At 65.4% G+C, this 22,002-nt stretch carries 20 protein-coding genes; 7 read left to right on the top strand and 13 right to left on the bottom strand.

Annotated features, from left to right (window positions below; genetic code table 11):
- Positions 1-87: 87 nt before the first annotated feature.
- The 3 genes from ABZ942_RS21180 to ABZ942_RS21170 are packed head-to-tail and all read right to left on the bottom strand — an operon-like array spanning position 88 to position 3,408.
- Positions 88-2,502 carry an excinuclease ABC subunit UvrA gene (locus tag ABZ942_RS21180; protein ID WP_357384426.1) on the bottom strand — a complete coding sequence of 805 codons (2,415 nt, stop codon included), beginning with the start codon at positions 2,500-2,502 and terminating at the stop codon, positions 88-90.
- Between the two features lie 40 nt (positions 2,503-2,542).
- Positions 2,543-2,953 carry a VOC family protein gene (locus ABZ942_RS21175; RefSeq protein WP_357384424.1) on the bottom strand — a complete coding sequence of 137 codons (411 nt, stop codon included), beginning with the start codon at positions 2,951-2,953 and terminating at the stop codon, positions 2,543-2,545.
- A gap of 5 nt (positions 2,954-2,958) precedes the next feature.
- Positions 2,959-3,408, bottom strand: a complete 450-nt coding sequence (locus tag ABZ942_RS21170; protein ID WP_357384422.1) for an AraC family transcriptional regulator — start codon at positions 3,406-3,408, stop codon at positions 2,959-2,961.
- A gap of 124 nt (positions 3,409-3,532) precedes the next feature.
- Between ABZ942_RS21170 and ABZ942_RS21165 the strand changes: the two genes are divergently transcribed.
- From ABZ942_RS21165 to ABZ942_RS21155, 3 genes are all read left to right on the top strand, one after another.
- Positions 3,533-4,297 carry a DUF6882 domain-containing protein gene (locus ABZ942_RS21165; protein ID WP_357384420.1) on the top strand — a complete coding sequence of 255 codons (765 nt, stop codon included), beginning with the start codon at positions 3,533-3,535 and terminating at the stop codon, positions 4,295-4,297.
- Positions 4,298-4,512: 215 nt separating this feature from the next.
- Positions 4,513-5,796: an aspartate--tRNA(Asn) ligase gene (gene aspS / locus ABZ942_RS21160; RefSeq protein WP_357384418.1), complete on the top strand. Its 1,284-nt coding sequence runs from the start codon at positions 4,513-4,515 to the stop codon at positions 5,794-5,796.
- Between the two features lie 113 nt (positions 5,797-5,909).
- Positions 5,910-6,254, top strand: a complete 345-nt coding sequence (locus ABZ942_RS21155; RefSeq protein WP_357384416.1) for a hypothetical protein — start codon at positions 5,910-5,912, stop codon at positions 6,252-6,254.
- A gap of 11 nt (positions 6,255-6,265) precedes the next feature.
- Here ABZ942_RS21155 and ABZ942_RS21150 read toward each other — a convergent pair whose 3' ends face one another.
- Positions 6,266-6,619 carry a hypothetical protein gene (locus ABZ942_RS21150; RefSeq protein WP_357384414.1) on the bottom strand — a complete coding sequence of 118 codons (354 nt, stop codon included), beginning with the start codon at positions 6,617-6,619 and terminating at the stop codon, positions 6,266-6,268.
- Between the two features lie 292 nt (positions 6,620-6,911).
- Entirely contained in the window at positions 6,912-7,730 is an 819-nt protein-coding gene (locus tag ABZ942_RS21145) for an endo alpha-1,4 polygalactosaminidase (RefSeq protein WP_357384412.1), read from the bottom strand.
- A 141-nt stretch (positions 7,731-7,871) separates the two neighbouring features.
- On the opposite strand from ABZ942_RS21145, the gene ABZ942_RS21140 reads away from it, so the two are divergent.
- The 3 genes from ABZ942_RS21140 to ABZ942_RS21130 all read left to right on the top strand — a co-directional run bounded on the left by ABZ942_RS21140 (position 7,872) and on the right by ABZ942_RS21130 (position 10,904).
- Complete coding sequence (locus tag ABZ942_RS21140; RefSeq protein WP_357384410.1) at positions 7,872-8,501, top strand: TetR/AcrR family transcriptional regulator; 630 nt, start codon at positions 7,872-7,874, stop codon at positions 8,499-8,501.
- Positions 8,502-8,546: 45 nt separating this feature from the next.
- Positions 8,547-10,319, top strand: coding sequence for a long-chain fatty acid--CoA ligase (locus ABZ942_RS21135; protein ID WP_357384408.1), 1,773 nt, complete (start codon positions 8,547-8,549; stop codon positions 10,317-10,319).
- A 90-nt stretch (positions 10,320-10,409) separates the two neighbouring features.
- A complete protein-coding gene (locus ABZ942_RS21130) occupies positions 10,410-10,904 on the top strand; it encodes a phosphoribosyltransferase (RefSeq protein WP_357384406.1) in 495 nt (164 codons plus the stop codon).
- A gap of 3 nt (positions 10,905-10,907) precedes the next feature.
- Here the strand turns inward: ABZ942_RS21130 and ABZ942_RS21125 are convergent, their stop codons facing one another.
- The 8 genes from ABZ942_RS21125 to ABZ942_RS21090 form a co-directional block, all read right to left on the bottom strand.
- Positions 10,908-11,444: a MarR family transcriptional regulator gene (locus tag ABZ942_RS21125; protein ID WP_357384404.1), complete on the bottom strand. Its 537-nt coding sequence runs from the start codon at positions 11,442-11,444 to the stop codon at positions 10,908-10,910.
- A gap of 120 nt (positions 11,445-11,564) precedes the next feature.
- Positions 11,565-11,879, bottom strand: a complete 315-nt coding sequence (locus tag ABZ942_RS21120) for a type VII secretion target (RefSeq protein ID WP_357384402.1) — start codon at positions 11,877-11,879, stop codon at positions 11,565-11,567.
- Positions 11,880-11,898: 19 nt separating this feature from the next.
- A complete protein-coding gene (locus tag ABZ942_RS21115) occupies positions 11,899-14,295 on the bottom strand; it encodes a hypothetical protein (protein WP_357384400.1) in 2,397 nt (798 codons plus the stop codon).
- A 210-nt stretch (positions 14,296-14,505) separates the two neighbouring features.
- Positions 14,506-15,501, bottom strand: a complete 996-nt coding sequence (locus ABZ942_RS21110) for an aminotransferase class I/II-fold pyridoxal phosphate-dependent enzyme (RefSeq protein WP_357384398.1) — start codon at positions 15,499-15,501, stop codon at positions 14,506-14,508.
- Positions 15,502-15,509: 8 nt separating this feature from the next.
- A complete protein-coding gene (locus tag ABZ942_RS21105; RefSeq protein ID WP_357384396.1) occupies positions 15,510-16,526 on the bottom strand; it encodes a 3-oxoacyl-[acyl-carrier-protein] synthase III C-terminal domain-containing protein in 1,017 nt (338 codons plus the stop codon).
- The gene (locus ABZ942_RS21100; RefSeq protein WP_357384394.1) at positions 16,526-17,194 is read right to left on the bottom strand and encodes an SRPBCC family protein; all 669 of its coding nucleotides are present in this window, start codon (positions 17,192-17,194) and stop codon (positions 16,526-16,528) included. Before ABZ942_RS21100 ends, ABZ942_RS21105 begins: the two co-directional genes overlap by 1 nt.
- Positions 17,191-18,894 carry a thiamine pyrophosphate-binding protein gene (locus ABZ942_RS21095; protein WP_357384392.1) on the bottom strand — a complete coding sequence of 568 codons (1,704 nt, stop codon included), beginning with the start codon at positions 18,892-18,894 and terminating at the stop codon, positions 17,191-17,193. The genes ABZ942_RS21100 and ABZ942_RS21095 overlap by 4 nt, the downstream gene beginning before the upstream one ends.
- A 210-nt stretch (positions 18,895-19,104) precedes the next feature.
- Positions 19,105-19,383 carry a hypothetical protein gene (locus tag ABZ942_RS21090; protein ID WP_150407093.1) on the bottom strand — a complete coding sequence of 93 codons (279 nt, stop codon included), beginning with the start codon at positions 19,381-19,383 and terminating at the stop codon, positions 19,105-19,107.
- 506 nt (positions 19,384-19,889) lie between these two features.
- Between ABZ942_RS21090 and ABZ942_RS21085 the strand changes: the two genes are divergently transcribed.
- Entirely contained in the window at positions 19,890-20,717 is an 828-nt protein-coding gene (locus ABZ942_RS21085) for an SAM-dependent methyltransferase (protein WP_357384390.1), read from the top strand.
- Positions 20,718-22,002 lie beyond the last annotated feature (1,285 nt).

Here is a 22,002-nt window from a genome sequence, read left to right as displayed (position 1 = left end):
ACCTTACTGGACAAGCGATCATGGGGAACTGGTGCTGTTGGCCTCTCGGCCGATACCAGCACCAGTTCCCCATGATCAGTTGACCAATTACTTGCGTGACCGCGTGGCCTTCTTAGGCGCGCCGACGTAGTCGGCGAGGTGTTCGGCGGTGAGGGTGGAGCGGGCGGCGACGAGGTCGGCGGGGGTGCCTTCGAAGACGATCTTGCCGCCGTCGTGGCCCGCGCCGGGGCCGAGGTCGATGATCCAGTCGGCGTGTGCCATGACGGCCTGGTGGTGTTCGATGACGATGACGGATTTGCCGGACTCGACGAGGCGGTCGAGTAGGGCGAGCAGGTTTTCCACGTCGGCGAGGTGCAGGCCGGTGGTCGGTTCGTCGAGGATGTAGACGCCGCCCTTGTCGCCCATGTGGGTGGCCAGCTCGAGGCGTTGGCGCTCGCCACCGGACAGGGTGGTGAGGGGTTGGCCGATGGTGAGGTAGCCGAGGCCGACGTCGGCGAGTCGCTCGAGGATGGCGTGTGCAGCGGGGAGACGCGCGTCGCCCGCGCCGAAGAACTCCTCGGCCTCGGTCACCGACATCGCGAGCACCTCGCTGATGTCGCGGCCGCCGAGGTGGTAGTCAAGGACCGATGCGTCGAACCGCTTGCCCTCGCACACCTCGCACGTGCTGGCGGTGCCGGCCATCATCCCCAGATCGGTGTAGATGACACCCGCGCCGTTGCAGTTGGGGCAGGCACCCTCGGAGTTGGAGCTGAACAGCGCGGGCTTCACATCGTTGGCTTTCGCGAACGCCTTGCGGATCGGTTCGAGCAGTCCGGTGTAGGTCGCCGGATTGCTGCGCCGCGAACCACGGATCGGCGTCTGATCGACCGCGATAACACCCTCTGAGGCAGGCACCGACCGATGCACGAGCGAACTCTTGCCGGAACCGGCCACGCCGGTGATCACACACAGCACCCCGAGTGGAATGTCGACATCGACATTCTGCAGGTTGTTCGCCGATGCGCCCCGGATCTTCAACGCACCCTTGGGCTTTCGCACCGACTCCTTCAAGGCCGCCCGGTCGTCGAAATGCCGCCCGGTGATGGTGCCGCTGCCGCGCAACCCGTCCACGGTGCCCTCGAAACAGACCGTGCCACCACCCGAACCAGCACCGGGACCGAGGTCGACGACATGGTCGGCAATGACGATCGTCTCCGGCTTGTGCTCGACGACGAGCACCGTATTTCCCTTGTCCCGCAACTGCAGCAACAGATCGTTCATCCGCTGAATATCATGCGGATGCAACCCGATCGTCGGCTCGTCGAACACATACGTGACATCGGTGAGCGCCGACCCGAGATGCCGAATCATCTTGACGCGCTGCGCTTCTCCGCCCGACAGCGTGCCCGAAGGCCGCTCCAGCGAGAGGTAACCCAGCCCGATCTCCACGAACGAGTCGAGCGTGTGCACCAGCGAATCGAGCAACGGCTTCACGGACGGTTCATCAAGCGCCCGAACCCATTCCACGAGATCGCGGATCTCCATCGAACAGAGCTCGGCGATGTTCTTCCGCTTGATCTTCGACGACCGCGCTTCTTCGCTGAGTCGAGTGCCACCGCACTCGGGACACGTGGTGAAGGTGACCGCCCGATCCACGAACGCCCGAATATGCGGCTGCAGCGACTCCCGGTCCTTGGCCAGGAACGACTTCTGAATCTTCGGAATCAGCCCCTCGTAGGTCAGGTTGACGCCGTCGACCTTGACCTTGACCGGCTCCTTGTACAGGAAGTCGTTGAGTTCCTTCTTGGTGTACTTGCTGATCGGCTTGTTCGGATCGACGAAGCCCGACTCGGCGTAAACCCGCACGGTCCAGAAACTGTCCGACTTCCAGCCGGGAATGGTGAACGCACCGTCGGCCAGCGACTTGGAAGCGTCGTAGAGCTGGGTGAGGTCGATATCGGAGACCGAACCGCGCCCTTCGCACCGTGAACACATACCGCCGATGATGCTGAAGCTGCGACGCTCCTTCACGGTCCGTCCCGCGCGCTCGAAACTGACCGCGCCGGCGCCGCTGGCCGAGGCGACATTGAACGAAAACGCCTGCGGCGAACCGATATGCGGCTTACCGAGCCTGCTGAACAGAATCCGCAGCATCGCGTTCGCGTCGGTGGCGGTACCGACCGTGGAACGCGGATCCGACCCCATCCGCTGCTGGTCGACGGTGATCACCGTCGTCAGCCCTTCGAGCACATCGACCTCGGGCCGCGCCAATGTCGGCATGAACCCCTGCACGAACGAGCTGTAGGTCTCGTTGATCAGCCGCTGCGACTCCGCCGCGATGGTGCTGAACACCAGCGAACTCTTGCCCGACCCCGAGACACCGGTGAACACCGTCAGCCTGCGCTTCGGGATCTCGATGCTGACGTCACGCAGATTGTTCACGCGCGCACCGTGTACCCGGATCAGATCGTGGCTGTCGGCAACGGACGAAGTCGTGGCCTTTTTCTTCGCGGCGGTCGTCATTATGCCTCCATTCAACCCTGCGCCGACTGGGTTCGGTGAGCTAGCTCTGCTGCTGGATACGCACCATGTTGCCCGCGGGATCACGGAACGCGCAGTCGCGAACGCCGTAGGGCTGGTCGGTCGGTTCCTGGACGACCTCGGCGTCGCTGGCCTGCAGCCGCTCGAACGACCCGTCCAGATCCTTGGTTGCCAGCAGGATGCTGCCGTAGGTGCCCTTGGCCATCATCTCGTCGATGACGCGGCGCTCGTCGTCGGTGATGCCGGGGCTGGCGGCGGGCGGGTACAGCACGATGGACGTGCCGGGCTGGTCGGCCGGACCGACGGTGATCCAGCGCATCCCGTTGTAGCCGACGTCGTTGCGGACCTCGAAGCCGAGAACGTCGCGATAGAAGGCGATGGCGGCGTCCGGGTCGTTCTGCGGGAGGAAGCTCGCTTGAATGGTGATGTTCATGGTGATCAGGCTAGTTCCGGCGCGACTACCTGTGCTTCTCGATTCCTGATCGGTCTGGTGACTTGTTTGGCGACGCAGGACGGCATGCCGGCCGTCGCCTCGGCCTCGTCGCGCCGATAGGTGCTCGGCGGCACCCCGACCAGTTCGGTGAACCGGGTGCTGAAGGTGCCCAGCGACGAACAACCGACCGCGAAACACACCTCGGTGACGCTGAGATCGCCGCGCCGCAGCAGCGCCATCGCGCGCTCGATCCGCCGCGTCATCAGGTAGCTGTACGGTGCTTCGCCGTACGCGAGCTTGAACTGACGGCTGAGATGCCCGGCCGACATGTGCACGTCACGGGCCAGCGCCTCGACGTCGAGTGGTTGCGCGTACTCCCGGTCGATCCGGTCGCGCACGCGACGCAGCCGCGCGAGGTCGCGCAGGTGCGGCGCTTCGGCGGAACTGCTGGTCACCTACACGATCGTGCCACGTCGCACCGGATGTTGCCCAGCGCCGCCCCGAATACGAGTCGATTTGCCGAATTCACGATTTACCCAACCCGTCCGAACTTAATGGACGTTATTTTTATGGGGATGCATGCCGCCCAGCAGTAGGACAGGATCGTGGATCGTGACCGCTTATCTCCACGATGAATCACCAACGCTCGAACAGTTACTCGATGATGCCGCGTTAATGTCTTTTGAACATCAAGAGCACTGTCTCGCGGTCCTCGGTGAACATCGCTGGCAGGTGAGCTATGAACCGCCGCGGTTCGAGTTCTTCGGCGATCACCCGTTGGCGTGCAGCCGGTTTCACGTGTTGGGGACGGCGGCGCCCGGGCCGCAGAGCTGGCTGTGGAGTTGGGCGAACAATGATTGGTATCCGCCGGAGGTGACCGAATTGGCCCGCTCCGTTCGCGATTACGGACTGCGGCACGGCATTTCGGCATTGCGCAGCGCCGAGGTTCCGTTCGCGGAGCTGCCGGGAGCGCCGACCGAGCCGAATCGAGCCGCTTGGTTGATGGGTGAACTCGCCAAGGCGGTGTCGGGCAGTTGGACCTGGTACAGCTGCGATGTCGGCGGCGGCACGCGCCTCGCGGTATTGATCGAGCACCCTGATCTCACCTTGCCCGCGCCCGAGCCGTTGCGGACAATGCGTGTTCTCAACAGCATCGTCGAACTCGGGCTCCCCGATCACCGGCGCGTGCTGCACAGCTATGCGATGCAACGCGGCATGATCGCCACGTTCAACCACGATGCGTCGAAGCTGCGACTAGCAGGCACAGGTGTCGAGGTAGCCATCGCGTTCAACGAGAAAGGGCTCGTCACGGCGATGTCGTCGTCGAGCGGCCACCCGTCGTAGCCATCGGGTATTAATGGCTGGCGCAATCGATTCGGCCAGCTAAGATCGGGAGCGCGGCGCTGACGAGCGTGACGAACTCCGAGCCGCGTCGGCCGGTCACCGACTGAGAAATCGACCGCCAGAGGCAGCGAGCATCGCGCTGCGAAGGTGTGGTGGCACCGCGACGGACCCGATCGCCCACACCTCCCGGGGATAGCGACCAGGAGGTGAAACTGATGCCACGCACACTCTGTTCGGCCCTGCACGCAGGAAGCGGATCGGTGACCGTCGAAGGATGGATACACCGGCGCAGGCAACTCGCGACCGTCACGTTCGTCGTGCTACGCGACCGTTCCGGCCTCGCGCAGGCCGTGGTGACCGATCCGCAAGTCCGCGAACAGGTTTCGGGGCTGCCGGAGGAGACCGTCGTCCGGGTTACCGGGACGGCGATCGAGAACTCGAAGGCACCCGGTGGAATCGAGATCATCGATCCGACGGTGCGCGCGCTGGGCGGGCCGGCCGAACCACCGCCGATCGAGCTGTGGCGACCTGGCCTCGGCGTCACCCTGCCCACCGCGCTCGACCATGCCGCGATCACCTGGCGTCATCCCACCCGGCGGGCGGTCTGGCAGATCGCCGCAGCTTCGATGAGCGGCTTCCGTCGCCAGCTCGACGGTGCCGGATTCACCGAAGTCAGCACGCCGAAGATCGTCGGCCAATCCACCGAATCCGGCGCGAATGTGTTCACGCTGAACTACTTCGGGTCGACCGCGTATCTCGCCCAGTCGCCGCAGCTGTACAAGCAGATGCTCACCGGAGTGTTCGAGCGGGTCTACGAAGTGGGACCGGTCTTTCGCGCCGAACCACACGACACCGCACGGCACCTCGCCGAATACGTTTCCCTCGACGTCGAGTTCGGCTTCATCCGCGACCACCGCGACGTACTCGCCCAGCTGCGTGACACACTCGCCGCGATGGTCGACGCGATCAGCGAAAAGGCCGGGGCCGCAGTGGAAACCGTCGGCGCGGAGCTGCCGTTCGTGCCCGAGCAGATCCCGATCATCCACTTCCGGGAAGCCCTCGAACTCGTCGGCGCGGCATCGACCGAACCCGACCTCGCGCCCGAGCACGAACGCTTCCTCGGGCAGTGGGCGAAGTCCCAGTTCGACTCGGATTTCCTTGCGGTAGAGGGATATCCGGCGGTCAAGCGGCCCTTCTACACCCACCCGCAACCGAGCGACCCGCGGTGGACGAACTCCTTCGACCTGCTGTTCCGCGGGCTCGAACTGGTCACCGGCGGGCAGCGCCTGCACAACCACGCCGATTACCTCGAGGCGCTGACGGTCCGCGGCGAAGACCCCGCCGAATACGCCCCGTACCTCGAAGCGATGCGCCACGGGATGCCGCCGCACGGCGGCTTCGCCATTGGCTTGGAAAGGTGGGTCACCCGCCTGATCGAAGCCGACAACATCCGCCACGCCACCCTGTTTCCCCGAGACATCCACCGCCTCCGGCCCTGAGCCCATCGAACGGGACATGACGGCGGCGTTACTCATGTCCCGTTCGGGAGTTCCCGCCGACGGCTGGCGGTACGGTGGTGGGCCAGTGGGTGATTGCGGCGAGAGTGGGGAAAATGACCATCATCGGTAGGTCCGTGCGACGAATCGAGCCGGGCGCGAAGGGCGTGCAAGTCTTCGGCGAACCGTACGAGACTGCCGATGGCTCGACTGTCATCACCGTCGCGAGGGCAGGCGGCGGACCGTTCCGTGCGTCGCCGCTGGGGATCTTCGTCATCCACGACGGCACCGTGAAATGGGAGTCGGCGGTCGACACCACTCGTGTTGCGCTGCTCGCTGAATTCATCGGGCTGGCGGCGACGGTGATCGCGACACTCGCGGTGTTCCGCCGCCCGCCGTGGCCCGACCTGTCCGCTGCGGGGATGAGCGCAATGCGCGGCCTCAAATCCGCTTGGCAGTAAGGCCTTCCTATTCAGCGCATTTCGTATACGTAGCAACCGAATCCGTCTACCCGCGTCGGCAGCGACGCCTCACCGAAGGCGTCCTTGGCCTCGCCCTCGCAGACGGCGATCATGTCGGGCTTCGGTTGCACGCCGCGTTGGTGCAGTTTGAATTTCTGTTTGATCGGGCCGGATTGTGGCGCGCCGTTGTCGGCCTGGCAGTTCCCGGAGCCTTTCGCGCCGACCTCGCCCGGCTCCTCGATCTCGTCACAGACATACGTCCACTGCTCGTCCGCGATGGCGGCCGAGGCGAGGGCGGTCAGGCCGGCGGCCGCCGCGATGAACAAGACTGCCAGGGCTGCGATCCGGGCCGGACGAAAGCGCATGACTATCCCCATTCTGTACGGTGTCGGTCCATTGGCCGCAGTACGCGCAGGCATCTGTCATCGTGCGCTTCGACGCAGCCAAGAGGGTTCGAGGTAACACGCGATAGCGCGAACCGTAGCTGAATCCGGCGACGCTTTGTCCTATTTGAAACCGGGTGTCGCGGTGGAATCGGTACCTGTTGAAAAGCCGGATAGAAATTCCCACAAAACGCGTCGGCAAATGCCGTAGCAATGTTTGCCCACGAGGTTTGCCGGGTACAGATGCGCGGTTATTCGCGAAACAGTGCAGCCATCAGCAGGTTTCACGCCAAGCGTCGAGCTCACGTTTCTTCCTGATGGAAGAGAAACCGAGGCGAGCCGAGTCTGCGCAGTAGTCGGCGGGCTTCAGGTTGTACTCCGCGTGGAACACCGGCTTGCCCGCTCCGATGAAGGGCTGGAGCTTCGCACACGTCGCTCGCTCTTCGAAGCACTGCTCGTTGACCGCGAAGTCGAACAGCCCGGCCAGCGTGGCAACCTGGTCCAGATCGTTCTTCAACCCGATCGCAAGCCCGCGGTCGTGCGCGAGGCCCGCCAGCATGCGGTTGTACGTCAGCTGATCGGCGGCGGTGATCGTCAGGTTGCCGGTGTCCTGGTTGTGCAGATCGGCCCAGTCCGGCTCCACGCCGTCGAACCCCTTCTGCTTGCACAAATCCATCCGCTTCGCCATCAGCGGCTTCAGCACGTCGATCTGTTTGATGTCGAGCCACCGCTCGTCGTCCCACTCGGGGACCGGGCCGCTCTTCACGCTGTCCGGGAAGTCGCCTGCGTCGGGCCGGTAGGGCTCCCACGAGCCGCCCGACAGGTAGCAGATCACCTTGCGGCCCTGGTCGTGCAGGGTTTTCACGGTCGAGGCGGGGTTTTCGAACAGGTCGATGTCGTAGACCTGGGCGTTGATCGAGGTATCGACGGGCTCGTTGTGCAGCTGCCACTGCCAGGTGAGCCCCTTGTCCGGATGCCACCACGGACCGGGGTCCGCCGCCGCGGCGCCGAAGGAGCACGCGGCGACGGCCGTGACGACCGCGACCAAAACAGTCGTACGTAGCCATCGGCGCGAGGTTCGAGCGAAAGTCATAGCGGCACAGTAAATCCTGACCTTCGACACCGTCCACGGAGTTCTTACTGTTCAGCGGTCGCCAAGCGGCATATCCGGCCCGAAATCGAGATTTTCGGCCACAGGGTGGATCTTGACACAGCGCTATGTCAGGATTTGTTCATGTCCACAGTTGTCCGCCCGTTCCGCGGGGTCAGCGCCGAGCAACGGCTGGCCCAGCGCCGGGCCGACCTGCTCGAGGCCGGCCTCGACGAGATCGCGGCGGTCGGCGTCGCGCAGCTGCGGATGAGTTCGGTCTGCGAACGGGCCGGTTTGACCCAGCGGTACTTCTACGAACACTTTCGCAACCGTGATCAGCTCCTCGACGCCCTGCACGAGACGATGATCAGCGACCTGATCACCCGCACCATCGCCGCCGTCGAGGCGGAGCCACTCGACCTGCTCGTGCGCGCACGGGTGGCGGTGGCGACCTTCTTGGACTTCTTCGCCGAGGAACCCCGCCGCGCTCGCCTCTACACCGAGGCAGCGACCCTGCCCACCCTCGCCGCACGCAAGGCCGAGGGTATCAAGCGCTACGCCGAACAAGCCGCCCGCCAGGTCTGCGCGGTCCACGGCGAGACCGACCCGCAAACCCACGCCAGGATCGCACTCGCCGCACTGGTGGTGGTGCACGGCAACTCCGCCGTCACCCTCGCCTGGCACAACGGCGAAATCGACATGGCGCGAGACGAATACGTCGAGCTGCTCGCCCAGATATTTGTCGACGCTCTCGTCGGCGTTCATCAGCACTGACCACCTGCCGCCGGAACACCGGCCACCAACGAGCCAGGAGATCGTATGCCCACCTTCGCATCCGCCTCGTCCACGCTATGCGAGGCATTCCAAGCCACCATCGCCCGCGACCCGAACAAGGTCGCCGTGCGCACACTCGGCGACCGGCGCACCCTCACCTATCGCGAGTGGGGCGAGCAAGTCCGTTCGCTGGCAGCGGGATTCGCGGCGCTCGGGGTGCGGCACGGCGATCGAGTCGCGCTGCTGATGACGAACCGGCCGGAGTTCTATCCGATCGACGTCGCCCTGCAGCACCTTGGCGCCACCCCGTTCTCGGTCTACAACACCTCCTCCCCCGAACAGCTGAACTACCTGCTCACCGACTCGGGCGCGACCGTCGTCGTCTGCGAAAACCAATACGCCGCAACCATATTCGCGAGTCAGGACGGCGCACAGGTCGAGCATGTGGTGTGCATCGACGGCACACCGGAGGGCACCATCACCCTCGACGAGGTCAAGACACGCAGTCTCCAGGGCTTCGACTTCGACGCCGCTTGGCGCGCAGTGCAACCTGACGACACGCTGACCCTCATCTACACCTCCGGCACGACCGGCAGCCCGAAGGGCGTGCAGCTCACCCACGCCAACATGCTGGCCATGGTCGACGGCACCGAGGAACTCGCCAGTGCCACCCCGGCCGAGCGCATGGTGTCCTTCCTGCCCTCCGCACACGTCGCCGACCGCTGGTCGGGGCTCTACATCCTGGAGGTGCTCGGCAACCAGCTGACCACCGTCGCCGACCGCGCCGACTTCGCCGCGACGCTGGCCGACGCCCGCCCGACCGTGTTCGGCGCGGTCCCGCAGGTGTGGCAGAAGCTCAAGGCAGGCATCGAGGCCAAGGTGGCCGAGGCGACCGGAGTCAAAGCGGCCCTGGCGAATTGGGCGCTGACCGTAGGCCGCACCGCGTCCGACGCTCGACTCGACGGCAAGCCCGTCTCGCCCCTGCTCGCGTTGCAGGAGCGCGTGGCCGACGCGCTGGTGCTGTCGAAGCTGCGCGCCGCGGTCGGCCTCGGCGACGTGCGCCTCGCGCTTTCCGGCGCCGCCCCGATCGCCTCGGATGTACTGCGCTTCTTCAACGGCGTCGGCATCGCGGCCTCCGATGCATGGGGCATGTCGGAGCTGTCCGGCATGGCCACCATGAGCCCGCCCGGCCAGGTCCGCCTCGGCACCGTCGGTAAAGTCGTGCCGGGCAACGAGATTCGAATCGCCGAGGACGGCGAGGTGCTCGTGCGCGGCCCGATCGTGATGAAGGGCTACCTGAACAAGCCCGAGCAGACCGCCGAGGCGATCGACGCCGACGGCTGGGTGCACAGCGGCGATATCGGCGCCCTCGATGACGACGGCTTCCTTCAGATCGTCGACCGCAAGAAGGAACTCATCATCAATGCGAGCGGAAAGAACATGTCGCCCAGCAACATCGAGAACTGGATCAAGGCGTTCGCGCCGCTGATCGGCCAGGCCGTGGCGATCGGCGACAACCGCAAGTACAACGTCGCGCTCATCGCCCTCGACCCGGACGCGGCCGCCGTGTACGCCGACAAAGCGGGCGTCGCCCTCGACGCCGCCGTGCTCGCCAAGGACGTCGGCATTCAGCAGATCGTGGCCGACGCTGTCGCGCAGGCGAATTCGAAGCTGTCGCGGGTCGAGCAGATCAAGAAGTTCACCATCGTGCCGGACTTCTGGCAGCCGGGCAGCGAGGTGCTGACCCCGACGATGAAGCTGCGCCGCAAGCCGATCAACGACCGCTACGCCGCCGACATCGACGACCTCTACGCCTGAACAACGCCGCCGGGGTGGACCGTGAAGCCGGCCACATCGTGGCTACTCGTATGCTCTGTGCGCAGTCGCGACGAGGGAGATGGAGGATCCATGGCGGATCGGGAAGTGCTGACCTGGGAGTTGTTCGGTTCGGCGAGTCGGGAGTTGGCGACCACGATCGCGGACGACGGGTTCGAGCCCGATCTGATCCTGTCGATCGCCCGCGGCGGGTTGTTCGTCGCGGGCGCGCTCGGTTACGCGCTGGACGTGAAGAACCTGCACGTGATGAACGTGGAGTTCTACACCGGCATCGACCAGCGCCTCGACCTGCCGGTGATGTTGCCGCCGGTGCCGCAGGCGGTCGACCTGGCCGGCGCCACCGTGCTGGTCGCCGACGACGTGGCCGACACCGGCGCCACCCTCAAACTGGTGCGCGACTTCTGTGAGAAGCACGTGGCCGAGGTCCGGTGCGCGGTGGTCTATGAGAAGCCGCGCTCGGAGGTCAGGTGCGAGTACGTCTGGAAGCACACCGACCGCTGGATCAACTTCCCGTGGTCGACCGAGCCGCCGGTGGTGCAGCGCCAAGTCAAGGTGCTCGACGCATAACCCTCAGCGCTCCTTGCGTCCCTCGGTGATCGCGTCGAGGCGTTCGCCGAGCGCGTTGACCTGATCGCGCAGCGCGATGAGCGCGTCGAGCGGGTAGCCGACCGACGCCATCACCGACTCGATCATCTCCCTGGCTTGGCGTTGCAGCGCGAGGCCCGCGTCCGTCGCACGGAGTTCCACCGAGCGGCGATCGTGGGCACTACGCACGCTTTCCACGAAGCCGTGCGACTGCAGTCGCTGAATCAGCGGCGAGACAGTGCCGTAGTCCAGGCGCAGCTGTTCGCCCAGCTCCTTCATCGTCATCCCGGGCCGTTCCCATAGCGCGAGCAGGGCGAGGTACTGGGGATAGGTGATTTCCATCGTCTCGAGGAACGGCCGGTACGCCGCGGTCATCGAGCGGGAGGTCGAGTAGAGGGCGAAACACAGCTGGTTCGCCAACGACAGCAGGTCGTGGTCGGAGTCCCCAGCGGTTGCGGTGCTGCCCGGCGTTGCGGCCGGTTCGACACGCACCGCGGAACTGGGATGCGCTACTTCGGGCATCCAATCACCTTACGCCAGCGAGTTCGGCGCTGCTCATGGGCTTTTGCGTGGTCGGCGAGACGGCCCGCGGGTCGCTGTCCGAGTAGTTGCTCGTCGGCCGCGACGGGAAGATCGTCGAGTTCAGTTGAAACCGTTGGTGTTGCCTACTTCCATCGCGTCCATTCGGTCGGCGGCGCTGCGTTGGCCGTCGGCGTAGCCGCCGAAAGTGGTGGCCATCTGGTCTATGGCGGCGAGCAGGTTTTCGCGGGCGGCGCGATAGCCCTTGTCGCCGTCGGCGAACTTTTTGCCGAAACTGTCCTTGCCCCAAGGGGTACTCGCACCGCTCACCACACCGCGCAAGGTGGTGAGGGTGTGCGTGATGCTGTCGTGGATTCCGTCGCACTCGCCCGCTGCGTGTCGTAGCTGGTTTGTGTCGACCTCTACGTTGCCTGCCATTCGTCTGCTTTCCGTTCGTCTAGCGCTTCAGCGTGAAGGGCACATCCACGGTTTCTTCGGCGTCCGGATCGGTTGGGTCGTCGACTCCCTCGCCGGTTCCCTCGCGCGAGTCGTCGTCTGCCGACCAATCGCCGTACACCCACGCGGAGTCGTCCGGTGCGTGTGGCGCGTTGAAGACTCCGGGCAGCGGGGCCCAGTACGGCAGTCGCTTCGGGCGGGTCTTGGCTTTCATGTCCTTGCCGGCGCCCAGGAAGGGATCTGGTTGGCCGGCCGGGTGCTGGACTTGCGGGGCAGGGGGGTTCGTATTTCGGGTGGAGCCGGTACCGCTCGGCGGTGCCGTCGACGGTGGATGCGAGATCGCGGAGCCCTGGCCCGACGCGCCGGATGCCGTGCTCGACCGATCGCCGCCTGATCCGGTGTGCACCGAAGATCCTGGGATCGGGCTGACCGAACGCGTCTCGCCGCCACTGGAAGAGCTGTTTATCGGAGATACGGGCGGCGTGCCCCCGTCCACCGACGCCCCACGAGCGGCGGGCGGCTGCCAGCCGCCGTCGACCGAGGCCTCCCACGAGGTCGGCGGCACGAACCCGTTACGGCCCGACCGGGTCGAGCCTTCGCCGCCGGTCGACCCGTGCACCGAGGGCTGACCGCTCGATTCATGGACCGACGACTGACCACTGCCGAGAGACTCCTGCGCTGTGCGGTACGACTCGCGAGCAGTGTGGAACGACTGTCCTTGACTGTCGACTGTTCCCCGGCCTGTATGGAACGAATTCCCTTGACTGTCAAGCGTTCCGCGATCGGCACCGGTATGGAACGACCGACCGTCGCTGCCGAGCGTCCCTCGGCTGCCGGTGTCGCCTCGGCCCGACCCCGTGCTACCTCCCGAGTTCACCGACGGCGGGCCCTGGTGTGAGCCCGAACCGTTCGTCACAACCGGGGCCGAATTCTGTGATCCCCCACCACTCGTGTGAACTGAAGGTCCAGGCCCGGTGCCATGCGACGAACCGGTGCCATTCGTATGCACCGAAGGCGCAGGCCCAGTGCCATGCGAAGACCCGCCGCTTGTGCGAACTGAAGGTCCAGGCCCCGTGCCATGCGACGAACCGGTGCCATTCGTATGCACCGAAGGCGCAGGGCCAGTGCCACGCGAAGACCCACCACCACTCGTACGCACCGACGGCGCAGACCCGGTGCCGTGCGAGCTGGCGTGCACGCTCTGCCCGCCCGAGCCCACCGACCGGCCACTGCCCGACCCGACACGGCTGCCGTCGCCGTTCAACGACTCCAGCCGAATGGAGGATCCGGGTGATCGAGTCGAACCGTCGTGCATCGAACTACCGCGACTCGCCGCGTTGGAGGGCGGTGTCCGCGGCGCGCCCGGCTTGTGCATCCAGAGTGGATATCGCACATCGGATCTCGAGATCGGGCTGGATTTCGCGAAGGCGCCGCGCGCGCCACCGACCATCCCGCCGCGCGCGGCACCGCCGACCCAGCCCTGAGGTGTGCTGAACGATGACCAGTCTCCGGTCGCCACACCGACGGCGAGGTTTCCCGATGCCGAGCCGACCACGCCGGCCCCCGCGCCGATGAAGGCGCCGCGCCCGGTGCGCCCCCACACATTGTTCAGCTGCCGACCGGCCAACTTGTCGATCCCGTTGCCCAGATACCGCGCGAACTCCCGTGACGGCAGCGCTGAGGCGACCGACGCGAACACGGACACGCCGAATTCTTTGCCGTCGAAATGCCGCCGCTTGCCGTCGGCCATCTGGCCGAGCTGCACCGCCGCGTTCAATCCCCCTGACGTGATGGCCGTTTCGGCGAACTTCACGCCGTAGACGCCCCATCCCTTCGCGGTCGGCAGCACGAACCGCCCGCTGGCCACCGTCTTCCAGAAGTACCGCTTCTCCGCCGAGGCCCCCAGTTTGCGCGCCAGGTTCTGGATCACCTTCTGCACCATGTCCTCGAACACCCGCAGGAACGAGCGGGTGGTGGTGATGGCGGCGGCTTCCACGACGGTCGCGGTCGGCGGAAACATCCACGCCCACAGGATCTCCATCGCCAGCCAGGCCAGCGAGATGACGATGGTGAGCTTGGTCGCCTGAATCTGCGTGCCCATGTCGAAGGTCGAGTCCGAGATCTGCTGTATGTATTTGGCCAGCGAGTCCAGCGACTGGTCGCCGCTGCGGAGCCCGTCGAAGAGTTTGCCCATCTCCTCGGCGGCCTGGCCCTGCGGATAGGCCCGCGACGTGCTCTGCTTGGCCGTATCGATATGTGCGAGCTGCGCCTGCAACTGTTCGCTCGCGGTCTTCCAGGCCGCGGCGACGGCCCACATCTGGTCTTCGTCGCCGTCCGGCCAGGTCGATCCCGCGATCCAGCCGAGCCAGCGGAGCTCCTCGGGGAGGTACATGCTCATGCGACTCCCCCTCCTGCTCATCGATGGCGATCGGCGACGCCGCACGCGCGAAGCGCAGGGTCGCTGTCCACGATGACGCACGAGTAACCATCTCCGCCAGGCGAATCGGGCCTGGTCGCGACGAGTTCACCTACCAGTCATCAGCGCATTGCTCAATGGACCGATAATGGTTGCAGCAGTTCGTGTTTCAACACTTGCGAGTTGCCGGTCTCACTGTGCCGCAGTGACGACCGCCGCAGTTGCCGCGGTGTCGCCGACGGTGATCCGGATACCGGTGGCGCAGTGCTTCACCTGAATGCTGTCGCGGGCGAAACCCGCGCGCAGCCGATCGAGTTCGGCGGGGCAGCCGGACAGGTAGACGAAGTTCGCGGCGCTGGTCGGTACGCGGTAGCCGAGCTCGCGCAAGCCCGCGGTGAGCCTGCCGCATTCGCGGGTGATCGTTTCGGTGCGCAGCGCCAGTTCGTCCTCCGCCGCATAGCAGGCGCGGACACCGGCCTCGGCCAGCGCGGTCATGCCGAAAGGCAGCTGCCAGCGGCGAATTCGCGCGATAATCGGCGCCGAACCGAAGGCATAGCCGACGCGCAGCGCGGCGAGACCGTAGGCCTTGGAGAAGGTGCGCATCACCACCAGGTTGGGGTGCCGTTCGACGAGGGCGGCGGTGTCGGCGCGGTCACCGGGCGGAACGAAATCGATGTACGCCTCGTCGAAGACAACGGTGACCGACGGGTCGATGCGTTCGAGGAACTCGGCGAGCGCGTCGTGCCGAATGCAGGTGCCGGTGGGGTTATGCGGACTGCACAGCACGACGACCGCCGTGTGCTGGTCGATGGCAGCCGAGATCGCCTGGAGATCCTGATGGCCGTCGTGCGTAAGCGGCACTGCTGCGACCCGTCCGCGCACCGTGTCGGTCAGCAACGGATAGCCGTCGAAGGTCGGTGTCGCCATCACCACCGCCGCGCCCGGCGTGACGAACTCCTGCAGGATATGCATGATCACGCCGGTCGCGCCCGGGCCGACCACGACGCGGTCCGGTGCGTGCCCGAGCCGCTCCGCGATCAGCCCGGGCAGCCTGCGCGGGAGGAACTCCGGATACCGGTTGGCCTCGACCAACGCGTCCGTCAGCGCCACCTGCACCGAAGGCAGTGGGCCGTAAGGGTTCTCGTTGAGCGAAAGCTGGTGGCCGAGTTGCGCGGGGTGCACAATCATCGGGTTCCTCAGCGCCCGCCCCAGCGCACCGCGGCGGCCGCGGCGAAGTCTCCGGCATGGGCGAAGCCGGCGAACATCACCAACGATCCGGCGGGGACCCGGCCCGCCTGCACCGCTTGGTCGAAGGTGACAGGAATGCCCGCGGCGAACAGGTTTCCACATTCGTCGAAGGTGTCGGGGTGCCGTTCGATCGGCAGTTGCAGGGCATCACGCCAGTTGCGCAGGAACGCCCGGTTCGGTTGGTTGGTCACCAACACGTCCAGCTCCTCCGACCGCACGCCGATGCGGCCGCACACGGCGTGCGCCGCTTCCGGGACGATACGGTTACCGCGCGCAAGAACTTTCGCGATTTTCGACTCGGTGAAGCCGACATGCAGCTGGCCGGGACCCGCCTCCCAGTACTTGCGCGGCGGATCGGCGACCACCGTCATCTGCCCGGCGAATTCCGGGAGGTGGCGGGCCTCGATATCGAGAATCGGTGAGTCACCGGACTTTACGAGAAGTCCGACGCCCGCGCCGTCGCCGGGGACGGCGGCCTGTGGCTTACCGCGCACCTGGTCCTGGGTGAAGATCGGACCTGCGGCGTTCTGCACCGTCACGATCAGCGCGGAGCGTGCGTCACTGCTCATCAGGATCTGCCTCGCAACCTTCATTGCGTGGATGAAGGCGGCGCACCCGCCGTTGTGCAGGTCGATCAGCCACTCCGGTGCAATGCCAAGGCGCTCGGCGATCTCTCCCCCATTGCCGACGATGAATGTCTCCGGCATCTGGGTGTGCACGATGAGAACGTCGACCTCGTCGAGCAAGTCGGTACCGCGCCGTTCCAGCATCGGGGCGATGGCCTGCTCGGCCATGTCGGCGGGTGTTTCGCCGGGGGCGATGTGGCTGCGGAACGGCGGTGCCTTGAACATCGCGCTCGAGATCGCGTCCTCGGGTGAGGCGTAGCGGGTGAAATAGTCCGCGGTGACGCGGTTTTTCGGTAGGTAGCTGGAAACGTCGACCAGGCTGACGGTGTCGGTGCTCATCAGCGCATCCATTCCGGCTTGATCGGCTGTCCGTTGGCGTGGCGGTGTTCGCAGATCGCCTTGACATTGCGCAGTTCCATCAGGTGGCCCGCGTAGAAGATGTTCCAGAAATCGCCGACCCAGACCGGGCGCTCCGGCGGCGCGGTATCGGGGTAGCCGTTCTCGTCGTAGAACGGATGGTGGCAATTGGTCCACATGACCACCGATCCCGGCTTGTTCAGCGCCACCTGTGCGTCGGCCACCCGCATCATGTAGATCATCCAGAGGTGGTCGGGCTGATCCCAGGCGCAGTGATAATCCACAGTGCGGGCGGCGGCATTGGCGACGGTCCGGGTGTAGATGCGGGTGTTATCCCCGATGCGGTCATCGGACACCCAGAGGTCCGGCTCCCCGGTTTGCTCGAAACCCCGCATGCTGTAGGTCCATTCGCACAGGCTGCGGGTGTCGGCGAGATAATCGAATACCTCGTCCGGCGGCGCCGCGATGTACTCATGGACGGTGCAGAACTGTCCGTACACCTCGTCGTGCGGATACACGGCACGGGTCATGTCGAGGACGATCGGCATGGCCTGTTTCAGGCTGAGATCCTCGACTCGGTACACGCCCGGAACGTCGATGTCCGGCGCTTCGATGGGCTCGGCCTTGATCGTGGTCGGCGTGTCGGTCATGCGGAGAACTCCTTCAGGAACGGGGCGAACGGTGGTATTTCGTCTGGGTCACAGAGGATTTCGATGAATACAGGTCCTGTCGCTTCGCTGGTCTGGTCGAGCGCGGCTTCGAATTCCGCGCGAGTGTCGGTGGAGTAGGCCGGAATACGCGGGAACATCGCGGCGACCGCGGCGCCGATGCGTGCGGAGCCGAATCTGTTGTAGGTGTAATCGCCGGAGTAGTAGAGCTGTTCGCGGGTCACGCACATCGCGTGCGCGTTGTTGTTGAAGATCACGAAGGTCACCGGCACGTGATACTCGACGGCCGTGTGCACTTCGTGTCCGTGCATGAAATACGCGCCATCTCCGGCGATTACGAATGTTCTGCGGCGACGACCCAGCGCGCTGCCGATGCCCGCGCCGAACGCGTAACCCATGCCGCCCATGCCGAGGGCGATGACGAAGCGGCTATCGGGCGGCACCGGCAGGTGATGCACCGCCGCCGCGCCCGTATTGCCCGCATCGACAACCACATCCGTGCCCGGCGTCAGCCTGGCCTTGATCGCTTCGATCGCATCCCGGTAGCGCACGCCCGGACCCGATGCCGCCGGAACGCTCAGTGCGGGAGTCGGTATCGGCGCATATCCAGGCTCCGTAGGCGCTGTCGCCGAGGCCACCTCCACCAGCAGCGTCCGTAGCGGCCCGCGCAGCCAGGCATCTGTCCGCACGAACGCCGGGTCAGTGCCCACATGCAGCACATTCGGGCAATTCGCCAGGGCCGCTTCGAGACCGGCGCGCGCCATCACCGGCATCGGGGTGCCCACCAACACGCACAGGGCGGCGTCGCCGATCAGCTCGGCGATCCGCGGATGCCCCATGATCCCCGCGATCCCCGCGAACAGCGGATCGTCGTTCGGAAAGGCGTCCTTGGCATCCGGTGTCACCACCACCGCAGCACGCAGTGCCCGCGCCATGACGACGAGCTCAGCCCTGGCGTCGGCGCGAGCCACCTCGGGCCCCGCAACGATCACCGTGCGACCAGTGCAGGCGGCAACGAGGGCGAGCGCCTCGTCATGCGTGTCCGGTTCATCGCGAACAAAGCCCGGGCCGGACACCAGCCCAGCCCGGGCGGCCGAGCCGACATCCGGCAACAGTTGTGTCTGAATATCTTTGGGCAGCAACAGGACCGCCGGTCCGCCTGCCATCGCGGCGCTGATCGCCTGCTCGACGGCCGCGGTGACATCCCCGGCCCGGGTGAGCTTGACACAGAACCGCGCCACCGATCCGAACAGCCGCTCCGCATCGATCCGCCCCGCGCCACCACTGGTGTCCTGGAACGCTCCGCGCCCTTCGAGCGCGAGCGGCGGCTGTCCGACCAAGGCCAGCACCGGAACTCGTGAATCGAACGACTCCCCCAGTGCGGCAATGAGATTCAGCGCACCGCCGCCGGAGGTCGCGGCAACGACACCGAGTCGATTCGTAGTGCGCGCGTAGCCGTCGGCCATTGTCGCAGCGCCGAATTCATGCTTGGCGACGATGCCGGTGATCGATGCCGTGCTGCGATGCAGCGCGTCGTAGAGGTCTTCGATATTCGCGCCGCCGACACCGAAGACGTGGTCGCTGCGTTCGGCGATCAGGTCGACTATGTGGTCGGCAACGGACTTTCGGCACTTGACGGCGGTTTCACTCGCCGCTTCCAATATAGATCGCGTGCGATTCATCGCCCACAATGTATCTGAGACAGTCGTCAGATCACAATGTGACCTGCGTCATAACGGTCAGGAAATAGCTTGCTGCACAACAGCTTTGAACAAGCGACCAATTGTTGGTCCGATGCCCAACTGAACCAGGCGCTGATGCAGCCCTGACACAACCGAACCCGGCTCAACGAGATCGTCCCGCCGAGCCGGTGACACCAAAGTCTTACTGGATCAGCCGATCACGGAGTTCATGATCGTGCCCGCGCTGGTCGCGACCGCGCCGCCCGCCATCGCGCTGGCGATCATCTTCGGCGATTGCAAACCGCCACCGTTCCACTTCTCCCAGGCGAATCGTCCGCCGCCGTAAGTAATGGCGGTGATACCGGACAGCTGGACCAACCAGGTGAAGTAGCGGCCCATTTGCATCAATTTGTCTGCCAGGGGTGGCGCCTCCGGTGTCGGATTGCCGACCTCCGCGAGAACGGTGTCGTGTAGCGCGGCGAGAATCATGCTCACGTTCGTGCTCCTTTTCGCAGGCTGAGGTGGGTCCGGACACGAGCAATCGCGGTGTGGTCGCCAATAACTCGGATATCGAAGAAATCGCGCCGCCGAAGAATTCGACGACACCACCGGCACGACGGCGCTAGCTGTCGCTGCGGACTCGTACCATGTCGTCTCCTGCTTTCCGCTCGTCGCCGGAAAAACTCGTGACCTGGGCAATTCAACCCCATCAAGATCACGTATGCCCGCCGACACACCGGACAAACGGCCCACCGTCAGCCAGGGCGACCGACCGGTTTGTTGTCGGGTCGGCGACAACCACGGCGTGCCGCGCGAAAATTTCAGCGAAACCGGATGGCAGCCCGAAAACCTCCCCTATCCGGCCGAATCGTCGTATGCCGAACGTTCGCTGGAATATCCTTGGCGAGCAAGTTTCGCAGGAGTAGTCGCCGGCCGTGGGCGACTCGGGGGCCATCGGATCCGACGCTCCGGTGGCCGCCACAGAAGGGAAAACCATGCCGGACAGCCATTCTCCCACCACCGCCGCATTACCGACCAAGATCGACACCAGCGTCGCGCACGAAGCGCGCGTTTATGATTATTGGCTAGGCGGCCGGGACAACTATCCGGCCGATCGGGCGCTCGGCGACGCCATCGCCACCCACATCCCCGCCATCCGCACCATGGCCCGCGCCAACCGCGCGTTCCTCGGACGCGCGGTCGACTATCTGACCAGCGAGGCCGGCATCACCCAGTTCCTCGATATCGGCACCGGCATTCCGACCGCGGGCAACACGCACGAAGTCGCCCAACGGCTCAATCCCGCGGCGCGCGTGGTCTATGTGGACAACGATCCGATCGTGCTCGCCCACGCCCGCGCCCTGATGTCGAGCAAACCGCAGGGCAAGACCACCTTCATCCACGCCGACCTGCACGACCCCACCGGCATCCTGCACGACCAGACCCTCGCCACCACCCTCGACCTCGACCAACCGGTAGCCATCATGCTGGTCGCGATCATGATGTACTTCCGCGACGAGGACGACCCGCACGACATCATCAAAAACCTCCTCGACGTGGTGCCCTCCGGCAGCTACCTGGTGATCACCCACCCCACGGCAGACTTCGACGAGCACGCCATGTCCCGTGTCGTCGACTCCGCCGAACAGGCTGGCATCACCTTCCACCCACGCAGTCGCGCCGAAACCGAGGTCCTCTTCGCAGGCACCGACCTCATCGCCCCGGGCGTCGTCCCCGTAGTCACCTGGCGCCCTGCCCCCGACGAGAACCCGGCCGACCCCGAATCCGCCTGGTACTGGGCAGGCATCGGCCGCAAGCCCTGACGGATCCCACACCTGACCCCCCTCCCGCACCCCGCGAGACCACACCCACAGAGCTCCCATACCTTTCGCAGGGTGCTGAGCTGCTGTGAAGGGTATACACCCCCTGTGAACCCCCTTCCCACCAACGGGTTTCGCCACGCCGAAGCCCGTGGGACCGCAGCCAACAGCCGGATCGCCACGCCAGAACCCATCCGGACACCCACCGTGTCAGCCCCACCCCCGCTGTACTGAGTGAGCGCCCGACACAAACGGTGTGCAGCCCCCCAAATCGCGTAACAGACGACAGAATCCGCGCACACTCTCGGGATCTGCACCGACCCTAGAGCCCAATTCCGAGTGCAGATCCCAAGACAGAGTGCAGATCCGAGGCGAAACACCCTTGGGCCGCAACCATCGCCGGATCACCACCCGAGAACCCATCCGGACACCCACCGTGTCAGCCCCACCCCCGCTGTACTGAGTGAGCGCCCGACACAAACGGTGTGCAGCCCCCCAAATCGCTTAACAGACGACAGAATCCGCGCACACTCTCGGGATCTGCACCGACCCTAGAGCCCAATTCCGAGTGCAGATCCAAGGCAATACACCCTTGCGGGGCGCAACCATCGCCGGATCACCACGCGAGAACCTAACCGGACACCCACCGTGTCAGCCCCACCCCCGCTGTACTGAGTGAGCGCCCGACACAAACGGTGCCCGCAGGTTTCTTCACCACCCCGGAAGCCGAGATTCACTCAATATCGAACTCCCGCAACGCAACCACAGCCAGATGACCACCTCAAAAACGCGACACCACGCACCTGACGCACACCTAAAGCCGGGTACCCCACCCGACGCGCCCAGCACCACTCACAGGAAAACGTGGACAGGTCTTCAGCTCAATGAACTGCTCACCACATGGAGCCCTAAGCAGCACTTGCCCGGATAGGTGCACCTTTGCGGGGTCTCTCAACGGTACTGATTGGTCACAGCCGATGAAGGTCGCCTCCGGTCGATGCCCAGGCCGCGGGTGAACGGTCAACCGAAGGCGCCCTTCGGATGGTCTCAGCGGGCGAGGGGCGCCTTCGGCCGCTGTACTGATTCGGGTTCGTGTAATCAGAGACCTCCGATAGTCTGCTGCCCCAGAGGTTTTCGACAGCTCATCGGATGACCGGAGTAGTGCTGGGCACGTCAGGTGGGGTCCCCGACCTTCTCTTCCGCGGCCTGTGATGGGCAGCGTGTGAGTTCCAGCGTGAAGACTGGCTGTGGTGCTGTTCTCGAGATTTATCGTGATCGAGACGAGTCA

Source organism: Nocardia sp. NPDC046473, from assembly GCF_040645995.1.
Lineage (GTDB): Bacteria > Actinomycetota > Actinomycetes > Mycobacteriales > Mycobacteriaceae > Nocardia.
Note: the sequence above shows the minus strand (reverse complement) of the source record. Positions and strands in the feature narration are given on the sequence as shown.

What these genes read in the sequence shown, in the direction of transcription:
- ABZ942_RS21180 (WP_357384426.1), bottom strand. Translation starts at nt 2,502, where the DNA reads ATGACGACCGCCGCGAAGAAAAAGGCCACGACTTCGTCCGTTGCCGAC.
- ABZ942_RS21175 (WP_357384424.1), bottom strand. Translation starts at nt 2,953, where the DNA reads ATGAACATCACCATTCAAGCGAGCTTCCTCCCGCAGAACGACCCGGAC.
- ABZ942_RS21165 (WP_357384420.1), top strand. Translation starts at nt 3,533, where the DNA reads ATGCCGCCCAGCAGTAGGACAGGATCGTGGATCGTGACCGCTTATCTC.
- aspS (WP_357384418.1), top strand. Translation starts at nt 4,513, where the DNA reads ATGCCACGCACACTCTGTTCGGCCCTGCACGCAGGAAGCGGATCGGTG.
- ABZ942_RS21155 (WP_357384416.1), top strand. Translation starts at nt 5,910, where the DNA reads ATGACCATCATCGGTAGGTCCGTGCGACGAATCGAGCCGGGCGCGAAG.
- ABZ942_RS21150 (WP_357384414.1), bottom strand. Translation starts at nt 6,619, where the DNA reads ATGCGCTTTCGTCCGGCCCGGATCGCAGCCCTGGCAGTCTTGTTCATC.
- ABZ942_RS21145 (WP_357384412.1), bottom strand. Translation starts at nt 7,730, where the DNA reads ATGACTTTCGCTCGAACCTCGCGCCGATGGCTACGTACGACTGTTTTG.
- ABZ942_RS21140 (WP_357384410.1), top strand. Translation starts at nt 7,872, where the DNA reads ATGTCCACAGTTGTCCGCCCGTTCCGCGGGGTCAGCGCCGAGCAACGG.
- ABZ942_RS21135 (WP_357384408.1), top strand. Translation starts at nt 8,547, where the DNA reads ATGCCCACCTTCGCATCCGCCTCGTCCACGCTATGCGAGGCATTCCAA.
- ABZ942_RS21130 (WP_357384406.1), top strand. Translation starts at nt 10,410, where the DNA reads ATGGCGGATCGGGAAGTGCTGACCTGGGAGTTGTTCGGTTCGGCGAGT.
- ABZ942_RS21125 (WP_357384404.1), bottom strand. Translation starts at nt 11,444, where the DNA reads ATGCCCGAAGTAGCGCATCCCAGTTCCGCGGTGCGTGTCGAACCGGCC.
- ABZ942_RS21120 (WP_357384402.1), bottom strand. Translation starts at nt 11,879, where the DNA reads ATGGCAGGCAACGTAGAGGTCGACACAAACCAGCTACGACACGCAGCG.
- ABZ942_RS21115 (WP_357384400.1), bottom strand. Translation starts at nt 14,295, where the DNA reads ATGAGCATGTACCTCCCCGAGGAGCTCCGCTGGCTCGGCTGGATCGCG.
- ABZ942_RS21110 (WP_357384398.1), bottom strand. Translation starts at nt 15,501, where the DNA reads ATGATTGTGCACCCCGCGCAACTCGGCCACCAGCTTTCGCTCAACGAG.
- ABZ942_RS21105 (WP_357384396.1), bottom strand. Translation starts at nt 16,526, where the DNA reads ATGAGCACCGACACCGTCAGCCTGGTCGACGTTTCCAGCTACCTACCG.
- ABZ942_RS21100 (WP_357384394.1), bottom strand. Translation starts at nt 17,194, where the DNA reads ATGACCGACACGCCGACCACGATCAAGGCCGAGCCCATCGAAGCGCCG.
- ABZ942_RS21095 (WP_357384392.1), bottom strand. Translation starts at nt 18,894, where the DNA reads ATGAATCGCACGCGATCTATATTGGAAGCGGCGAGTGAAACCGCCGTC.
- ABZ942_RS21090 (WP_150407093.1), bottom strand. Translation starts at nt 19,383, where the DNA reads ATGATTCTCGCCGCGCTACACGACACCGTTCTCGCGGAGGTCGGCAAT.
- ABZ942_RS21085 (WP_357384390.1), top strand. Translation starts at nt 19,890, where the DNA reads ATGCCGGACAGCCATTCTCCCACCACCGCCGCATTACCGACCAAGATC.